This is a genomic window from Armatimonadota bacterium (assembly GCA_017993055.1).
In the GTDB taxonomy this organism is placed as follows: Bacteria; Armatimonadota; UBA5829; order DTJY01; family DTJY01; genus JAGONM01.
On record JAGONM010000015.1, the window covers coordinates 72,162 to 79,969 of the forward strand.

General features: G+C 62.0%; 8 protein-coding genes. 1 reads left to right on the plus strand and 7 read right to left on the minus strand.

What is annotated here, in order from left to right; translation table 11 throughout:
- The first annotated feature begins 464 nt into the window (after window positions 1–464).
- Entirely contained in the window at window positions 465–1,529 is a 1,065-nt protein-coding gene (gene pheA / locus KBC96_07720) for a prephenate dehydratase (protein MBP6964277.1), read from the plus strand.
- A 59-nt stretch (window positions 1,530–1,588) separates the two neighbouring features.
- Here the strand turns inward: pheA and KBC96_07725 are convergent, their stop codons facing one another.
- The 7 genes from KBC96_07725 to KBC96_07755 all read right to left on the minus strand — a co-directional run bounded on the left by KBC96_07725 (window position 1,589) and on the right by KBC96_07755 (window position 7,637).
- A complete protein-coding gene (locus KBC96_07725; GenBank protein ID MBP6964278.1) occupies window positions 1,589–3,031 on the minus strand; it encodes an HlyC/CorC family transporter in 1,443 nt (480 codons plus the stop codon).
- Between the two features lie 56 nt (window positions 3,032–3,087).
- On the minus strand, window positions 3,088–3,858 hold the full coding sequence (locus KBC96_07730; protein ID MBP6964279.1) for a diacylglycerol kinase: 771 nt from the start codon (window positions 3,856–3,858) through the stop codon (window positions 3,088–3,090).
- A 1-nt stretch (window position 3,859) separates the two neighbouring features.
- Window positions 3,860–4,297: an rRNA maturation RNase YbeY gene (gene ybeY, locus KBC96_07735; GenBank protein MBP6964280.1), complete on the minus strand. Its 438-nt coding sequence runs from the start codon at window positions 4,295–4,297 to the stop codon at window positions 3,860–3,862.
- Window positions 4,212–6,452 (minus strand): HD domain-containing protein, encoded by a 2,241-nt coding sequence (locus KBC96_07740; protein ID MBP6964281.1) that lies wholly within the window; start codon window positions 6,450–6,452, stop codon window positions 4,212–4,214. The genes ybeY and KBC96_07740 overlap by 86 nt, the downstream gene beginning before the upstream one ends.
- A 1-nt stretch (window position 6,453) precedes the next feature.
- Window positions 6,454–6,909, minus strand: coding sequence for a GatB/YqeY domain-containing protein (locus tag KBC96_07745; protein ID MBP6964282.1), 456 nt, complete (start codon window positions 6,907–6,909; stop codon window positions 6,454–6,456).
- A gap of 31 nt (window positions 6,910–6,940) precedes the next feature.
- Window positions 6,941–7,132: a 30S ribosomal protein S21 gene (locus tag KBC96_07750; GenBank protein MBP6964283.1), complete on the minus strand. Its 192-nt coding sequence runs from the start codon at window positions 7,130–7,132 to the stop codon at window positions 6,941–6,943.
- Window positions 7,133–7,292: 160 nt separating this feature from the next.
- Window positions 7,293–7,637, minus strand: a complete 345-nt coding sequence (locus tag KBC96_07755) for a histidine triad nucleotide-binding protein (protein ID MBP6964284.1) — start codon at window positions 7,635–7,637, stop codon at window positions 7,293–7,295.
- Between the last annotated feature and the right edge of the window lie 171 nt (window positions 7,638–7,808).

Consider the following 7,808-nt stretch of genomic DNA (forward strand, 5'->3'; position numbering starts at 1 on the left):
GTGTTGATCTTCGGTAGATAACGGCATGCACATGATGAAGTAAGCCGGGCGTGCCCAGCCCGACGGTGCAAGCACACATGCGTCACACTAACTCCCTGTATTATACCACGTTTCTACCCCCCCCCCCGTCAATGCCATAAACATGAATTCTTCGATTTCTTTGCGTGACGGGAACCGACATGTGCAGGAACTCGTGAGCTGCCGCTGAGGTGCGCGCCGTTTGGACGCAGGAGATCACGATGGTAGTGATACCACACCGGCATCATTCTAAGCGGGGCGAGGAATCCGGATCCGCGCGAGTAGATTCTTCGCTCCGCTCAGAATGACATCCGGTATCCCGGGTCGTAGCTGGTATCCCGGATCGCAAGCTGTTTCGTCTGAACCCGGTGGTATGCACCCGCCGGGCTTTGTGCTATCATGTGCTCACTGATTCCGAGATCACGTCACTTCGCCGGAGAGTGGATATGGACCTGAACGACCTGAGGAAAGAGATTGACCGGATTGACGCGGAGGTGCTTGCGCTCCTGAACAAGCGGGCCGAGACCGCGATGGAGATCGGCAAGCACAAGGAGAAGACCAGGAAGAGCTTCTTCGCGCCCGAACGCGAGCGCCAGGTCTTCAAGAAGGTGACCGCCGCGAACCGCGGGCCGCTCCCGAACGCCGCCGTGCAGGCCATCTACCGCGAGATCATCTCCGCATCCCGAGCGCTGGAACGGCCGGTCGTCGTCGTCTACTGGGGGCCGCCCGCGACGAACACGCACATGGCGAGCATCCAGAAGTTCGGCTCGTCGAGCACATTCGTGCCGGTGGACGCGATCCCGGACGTATTCAGCGAGATCGAGCGGGAGCGCGCGGACTACGGCGTCGTGCCGATCGAGAACTCGACCGAGGGCGTGATCAACCACACGCTCGACACGTTCCTGCAGTCCGACCTCAAGATCTGCTCCGAGATCTACCTGCCGATCACGCACAATCTGCTCTCAGCAGAGAGGGAGCTGTCGAGCATCAAGCGGGTCTATTCGATACCGACGGCGGCCGCCCAGTGCCGGAACTGGCTGAGGACGAACCTGCCGGACGTGGAGATCTTGGACGTCTCGACGACCGGGAAGGCCGCGCAGGTCGCGGCGGAGGAACCGGGGTCGGCGGCTATAGGGACGAGCCTCGCGGCGGAGGTGTACGGGCTGAATCTCCTTGCGGAGCACATCGAGGACAACCCCCAGAACCGGACCCGATTCCTCGTGATCGGGCGCAACGAGCCCGCGCCGAGCGGGAAGGACAAGACGTCGGTGATGTTCTCGGTCGCGCACAAGTCGGGGTCGCTGTTCCGGGCGATGAGCGCGTTCGAGAAATACGACGTGAACCTGACGATGATCGAGTCGCGCCCGACGAAGCTGACGCCGTGGGAGTACGTCTTCTTCATGGACTGCCAGGGGCACGTGACCGACGAGCCGGTGACGAAGGCGCTGAAGGCGCTCGAGGAGCACACGTCATTCGTGATCGTGCTGGGGAGTTACCCGGAGGCGGAGTAGAACCCACGCAAGCATAGGACGGATGGGACAGATGTGACGAATGGGACCGGAGGGCGACGTCAGTCCCGGGAGTCCACCTCGGCCGCGTCCATATCCGGGCGGCCCGTCTTGACGATCTTCACCTTGTTGATGCGGGGGCCGTCCGTCTCCGCGATGGTGAGTTCCGCGCCGTCGTACTCGACCGATTCGCCGAGGTGCGGCTGCTTGCCGAACAGACCGAACACGAAGCCTCCGATGGTGTCGAACTCCTCCTCGGGCAGCTGCAGGTCCATCTGCTCGTTGATCTCGTCAATCGGCGTACGGGCGTCCACGATGCTCGTGTTCGCGTCTATCACCTCGACCAGAGGCTCTTCCTCATCGTACTCGTCCATGATGTCGCCGACGATCTCTTCGAGGAGGTCCTCGATGGTGACGAGTCCCGCCGTGCCGCCGTACTCGTCAACGACGATGGCGAGCTGAATCTTGCTCTTCTTGAACTCCGCGAGCAGTTCGTCAACCTTCTTGTTCTCCGGGATGATGTAGGGCGGGCGCATCAGGTCGCGGATGCTCGTGTCCGCGCCGCACTTCTCGTGCAGAACGCGCAGAAGGTCCTTCGCGTGGACGATCCCGACGATGTGGTCAACGTCCTCCTCGTAGATCGGGATGCGGGAATGGCCCTCCTCCATGATGACGTCGAGAAGCTCGGCGATCGGGGATTCGACGTCCACGGTCTTCATGTCAATGCGCGGGACCATGACCTTGCGGACGACGGTGTCGGTGAACTCGAAGATGGAGTGGATCATCTCGCGCTCCTCCTCCTCGATGATCCCGTCCTCCTCGCCGGCCTCGACGAGCATCTTGAGTTCCTCCTCGGTGACGACCGGCGACGAGAAACTCGCCTTGCCGCCGAACGGCCTGACGATGATGTTGCTCGACCAGGTGACGACCCTCACGAGCGGTGCGAGGACGATCGAGAGGAAGAGGAGGAACTTCGCCGACCGCAGAGCGATCTTCTCGGAGTGCTGAAGCGCGAGGCTTTTCGGGCTGATCTCACCGATGACGAGGCTGAGATAGCCGATGACCAGGGTGACGACGAACACGGCGACGCCGAGCGAGTTTCGCGCAACAAAGGGGATTCCCGTCCGGGCGAGGACGTCGGCCACGGGCTGGGCGAGGGTCACGGCGCCGGCCGCCGATGCGAAGAACCCGACGAGCGTGACGCCGATCTGCACGGTGGCGAGAAGCCTTGTGGGATTCTCCATCAGGCGCTGGACCGTCACGGCCGACGGGACACCCTCTTCGATCAACTGCCTGATCCTCGTCTTACGGACCGAGACCAGCGCGATCTCCGCCATGGCGAAGAAGGCGTTCAGCAGTATGAGGCACGAGATCAGTACCGCACTCCAGGCGATTCCCACGGGCGCGATCTGGGCGAGAGCCGCCGGATACGCCGCGCCGGTCCCATCGGGAACCGCCAGAGCGAGCAAGTGCGGTAAGTTAGCAGGGTCGGGGTCTGTACCCAAACTCGAAACACCTCCAGTCGGAAAGCGGACGGCAGAGAACGAACGATGTTCCGGCGCTACGACGGCGTGACCCAGTACACGAGCGCCGAGAGGAGCATCGCCAGGAGGGCCCCGGTCACGACCTCCTGCATGGTATGTATCTTCGCTTCCACGCGGCTCTGCGCGATGAGAAGCGCCATTATCAGTGCGACTATCACGGTGAGGGCGTCTTTCGACAGGTACAGGATCGTCGCCGCGAGGAAGAACCCGGCCGCTGAATGACCGCTGCAGACGCCGCCTTTGAGAAGCTTCCCGCGCGAGCCCAGGGCCTTTATGATCGTCACCAGCACCAGCAGGACGATCCCCGCCAGCAGGACCTTCATGAGGCTGTCCGGCCCTTCCGACCTCGCCCCGCTGACGCGGCTGAACGACTGATCGCCCAGGAAGAGCAGGCATCCGACGAGGATCGCCATCCCGGTGGCGATGAGCACCGCTCCCGCCGCCGCGTCTTTGGCGAACTTGGCGAGCGGGTGGTACGTCTGCGTCACGAGATCAACGACGGCCTCGATGGACGTGTTGAACATCTCGGCGACGAGGACCATCGAGATCGTGAACAGCAGGACGAGTATGTCCTTCTTGTCCAGCCCGAATATCAGCGCGACGAGAAGCACCATGACCACGGTCACGAAGTGGAACCGCATGTGCTTCTGCGTGCGGAAGACGTCGAGTATGCCGTCTACGGCGTACTTGAAGCTTTCGAGGACCGTCTTCGGCCTGACCGGCGGCTTGGCCTGCTCGTAGTCGTGTATGTCGTCGCTTATCGCCGGGGTTTTGGTCTTCTCGTTCATTCTATATTCTTTCCAGAACCGCCGCCTCGCGCTCGCGCATCTTCTCCGCGCCTTCGTCGGTTTCGTCGTCATATCCGAGCAGGTGAAGAATCCCATGCGCCACGAGAAGCGACAGCTCCTCGTCGAGCGGCTTGCCCCGCTCCGAAGCCTGTCTCGCCGCGGTCTCCACGGAGATGACCACGTCACCGAGAAGCACCGGCTCGTCCGGCGCCGAAACGGTCTCATCCTCATCGAGCTGTTGGAAGGACAACACGTCGGTCGGGCGGTCCTTCCCCCGGTAGTCCCTGTTCAGCCGATGAATGTGCTCGTCGTCCGTGAGCACTATACTTATTTCGGGAGAATACGACAAATCCTCAACCTGCAACAACTTGTTCGCGACTCTGATCAGGCTTTCCTGGTTCACCCGCAGCGACTGCAGGTTCTTTATCAGTATTTCCATTGGAGCCGGGCCTCCTCGGTTCCGAGCCGGGCGGATCGGGATACTCTATGCGCGCGTGCAGCATGCTGGTGAGCGTTCGCACGAACGACTCGGTAATACGGCTGATGTCCTTGAAGGTAAGCTCCGACTCGTCCAACTGGCCGTCGGACAGCCTCTCGTCCAGTATCTTCCGAACCATGTCCTTGATGCTGCCGATATCGGGCTTGGCAAGCGCGCGCGAGGCGGCCTCGACCGAGTCGGCGAGCATGAGGAGTGCGGCTTCCTTGGTCTGCGGCTTGGTGCCCTCGTACCGGAACTGATGCTCCAGGACGGTGGAGCCGACGCCGCTCTCCTCCTCGGCCTTCTGGTAGAAGTAGCGCACGAGGCTGGTGCCGTGGTGCTGGCTCATCAGCTCGCAGACGGCCGGTGGAAGCCGGTACTCGAGGGCGAGATCCAGGCCGTCCTTTATGTGAGAGCGTATTACGAGCGCGCTCAGCGACGGGTTCAGGCGGTCGTGGATGTTCTCGACGTGCTGGTTCTCTACGAAGAAGTGCGGGCGCCTCATCTTGCCGACGTCGTGATAATAGGAGGCGACGCGCACGAGCAGGGGATCGGCCCCGATGACCTCGGCGGCGGTCGCGGCGATGTTTCCGACGAACACGCTGTGGCTGTAGGTGCCGGGCGCCTCCATCAACAGGCGCCTCAGGATCGGATGGTTCGTGTCCAGCAGCTCGAGCAGGCGTATGTGAGTCGTGATGCCGAAAGGCTTCTCGAGAGCGGTCGTACCCAGGCCGAAGATGCCGATGGAGATCATGCCGCCGATGACCGCCCAACCGGATCCGACGGTCAGGTCCTTCAGCTGGTCGCCGTTTATTACTCCGACGAGCCAGACCATGGCGAGATTGGCGAGGCAGACGTAGAGCCCGGCCCTGATGTAGTCCGAGCGGTTTCTGATATCCGACACGGCGTAGACGGCCACCACGCTGCTGAAGATCGAGGCGGCAACGAACCTGAGTTCGTAGTTCATCGCCACGCCCGCGATCCCGGCCAGGAACGCCACGACCAGCACCGCGACGGACGGGTTGATGAGGATCGCGGTGAGCATCGCGGCGGTGGCGATCCAGATCATCATGAAGTAGCCGTACTGAACGCCGCTGAAACTGAGGCCCAGCATGGAGCCGACGAGCTTCAGGCCGAGAGAGCTGGAAACGACGATGATGGCCAGCAGGAGCATCATCCTGGTGGAGCGGTAGACGCCCTGGTAGTATCGGGCGAGATAGGCGATGGTGAACATGACGACCAGCGCGACCAGGAGGCTGATGCAGAGCACGCTCACGTAGTCCACGTGCGGCTGCCTGAGGCCGAGCGCGAGGAACTTGTCCATGTGCTCGGGAGTGACGCGCTCGCCCTTGTCAATGATGATCTCGCCCGCAAGGACCTGCCGCTGCCTGGGCTGAACGGCGAGCCGCTCCCTCTCTCTCGCCGATCTCGTCCGATCGGGATCGTAGAGGCGGTTGGGCCGTATGACGCCGTTCGCGACGCTCTCCGCTGCGGCGATCTGGTCGCGGCTCGTGAAGAAGTTGCCGACGCGCCGCCGGAACTCCTCGCGGGCCGCCCGGACGTCGTCTGTGTCGTCGCGGATCTCGCGGTCCATCACCTCGCCCGCAACCTGCCGGGTGTACGAGGCCATCTGGTTGAACGCCGCCGAGTCAATAGTGAGCAGCGTGTGCAGCGCTCCGTCGGGAAAATCCCATCTGAGGTTGCGGCGGACCCAGGCGGCCTTTCGGGACGTCCCGTCGAGCGACGAGTCGTTCCTGGCGCGCCTAAGCACCTCGAAGAGACTCGAGACGGATTCGACGGCCTGCGCCGACGACCTCGGCACAATGGTGTAGACCTTGTCCGCGCCGGCGACGGCTTCCTCGCGGAGGCGTTCCGTCTCGACGGAGTCAACATAGCGGACGGTGCGGTGCGCGCGCCTCTGCACCTCGCTGACATCCCCGACCTGCAGCGACACCTTGTCAGGCAGAAGATGCAGGGAGAAGAGGATCGAAAGAAGCAGGGTGGCGGCCACACCGAGCGCTACGCGGCCCACGTCGAGCTTGCGCCGAGCCGGTTTCTTCTGGTCGGGGTCTTTTCTTCGGAGGCCCGCAAACACGGGTTTTTTGAAGATGGTCATATCATACGGAACTGCCGTCGAGCATGCGGTCAACTACCTGGCTGACCAGTTTGCCGTCCGCTCGGCCGCGGAATCTGGGCATAAGGGCCGACATAACCCTGCCCTTGTCTGCCTTGGACGCGGCTTGCAGTTCCGAGATCACCTCTTGCACTATGCCGGTGATTTCAGCTTCTTCGAGCTGTTCGGGCAGATACTCCTCGAGGATGCGAAGTTCCGCCGATTCTTTTTCCGAGAGATCGGCTCTGCCGGCCTTCTCGTATTGTTCGATCGCCTCTCGGCGCTTTTTCCCCTCGCGCGTGAAGACTTCCAGCGATTCCTCTTCAGTGAGCGCGCGGCCCTTGGAGATCTCCGTGTTCCGCATCTCGGACATTGCGAGGCGGATCACGGAGACCCTCAGGGTATCACCCGTCTTCATCGCGGATTTCAAGTCTTCCGACAATCGTTCCCGCATTGACATGGTGCGGCCTGCGCCTTTGGACCTGCAGTTCCTAGTACTTGGAAGCGTTTCTGCTCATCTTGCGCTTCCGGGCATTCTCGGCCTTGCGCTTTTTGTCGCTCGGTTTTTCGTAATGCTCGTGAGCGCGCGCTTCCTTGAGAATCCCGGCCTGCTGAAGCTCCTTCTTAAAGCGCTTCAACGCGCTGTCTATCGATTCGTTCTGTCGAAGCTGGACCTGCGCCAACTATTTCCCCCCTCTGCGGTAGCCTGTCGTGAAAGCTCAGGCGGGCGGCCAAATGATGATTGCGGTTTCCCTAACAAAACAAGCTGCGCGGTGACGCAGCTGCCCGACATTCGCTTTCAGTCTGCGAGTATTATACATCCGGATGCAAACGATGTCAAGGTCAACCCGGAGGCCAGCCCATGCGCCTGCCGCCGAGAACGTGAAAATGCAGATGCGGCACACTCTGCCCCGCGTCGTCCCCCGAGTTCGCGACGACGCGAAAACCGTCTTCCGCGATCCCGCTCTCGGCGGCCAGCGACGGGATGACTTCCCAGATGCGCGCTACGATCCCGGAGTTTTCCGGGCCGACGTCCCCTATCCCCGGGATGTGATCCTTCGGGACTGCCAGGATGTGCACCGGAGCGACCGGGTTGATATCCGGAAACGCGATGACGTCGTCGTCCTCGTAGAGCGCGGCCACCTCGATCTCATGATTCGCTATCTTGCAGAATATGCATCCGTCCATGTCGTCAGCCTCCGTGTGTCGAGCGGTCCCCTCGTACTATGATTCCCGAAGCGACGCATCCGGAAACGCCGACGATCTCGACCTCCACGATCTCGCCGATCAACTCGTCGCCCGCCTCGAACTCCACCCTGGTGTAATTGTCGGTATATCCCGACAGAAGATCACCGTCCG

Excerpts from the sequence above, each read along its gene's own strand:
- KBC96_07740 (MBP6964281.1), bottom strand. The coding sequence starts at position 6,452 with ATGACCATCTTCAAAAAACCCGTGTTTGCGGGCCTCCGAAGAAAAGAC.
- pheA (MBP6964277.1), top strand. The coding sequence starts at position 465 with ATGGACCTGAACGACCTGAGGAAAGAGATTGACCGGATTGACGCGGAG.
- KBC96_07755 (MBP6964284.1), bottom strand. The coding sequence starts at position 7,637 with ATGGACGGATGCATATTCTGCAAGATAGCGAATCATGAGATCGAGGTG.
- KBC96_07730 (MBP6964279.1), bottom strand. The coding sequence starts at position 3,858 with ATGAACGAGAAGACCAAAACCCCGGCGATAAGCGACGACATACACGAC.
- KBC96_07745 (MBP6964282.1), bottom strand. The coding sequence starts at position 6,909 with ATGTCAATGCGGGAACGATTGTCGGAAGACTTGAAATCCGCGATGAAG.
- ybeY (MBP6964280.1), bottom strand. The coding sequence starts at position 4,297 with ATGGAAATACTGATAAAGAACCTGCAGTCGCTGCGGGTGAACCAGGAA.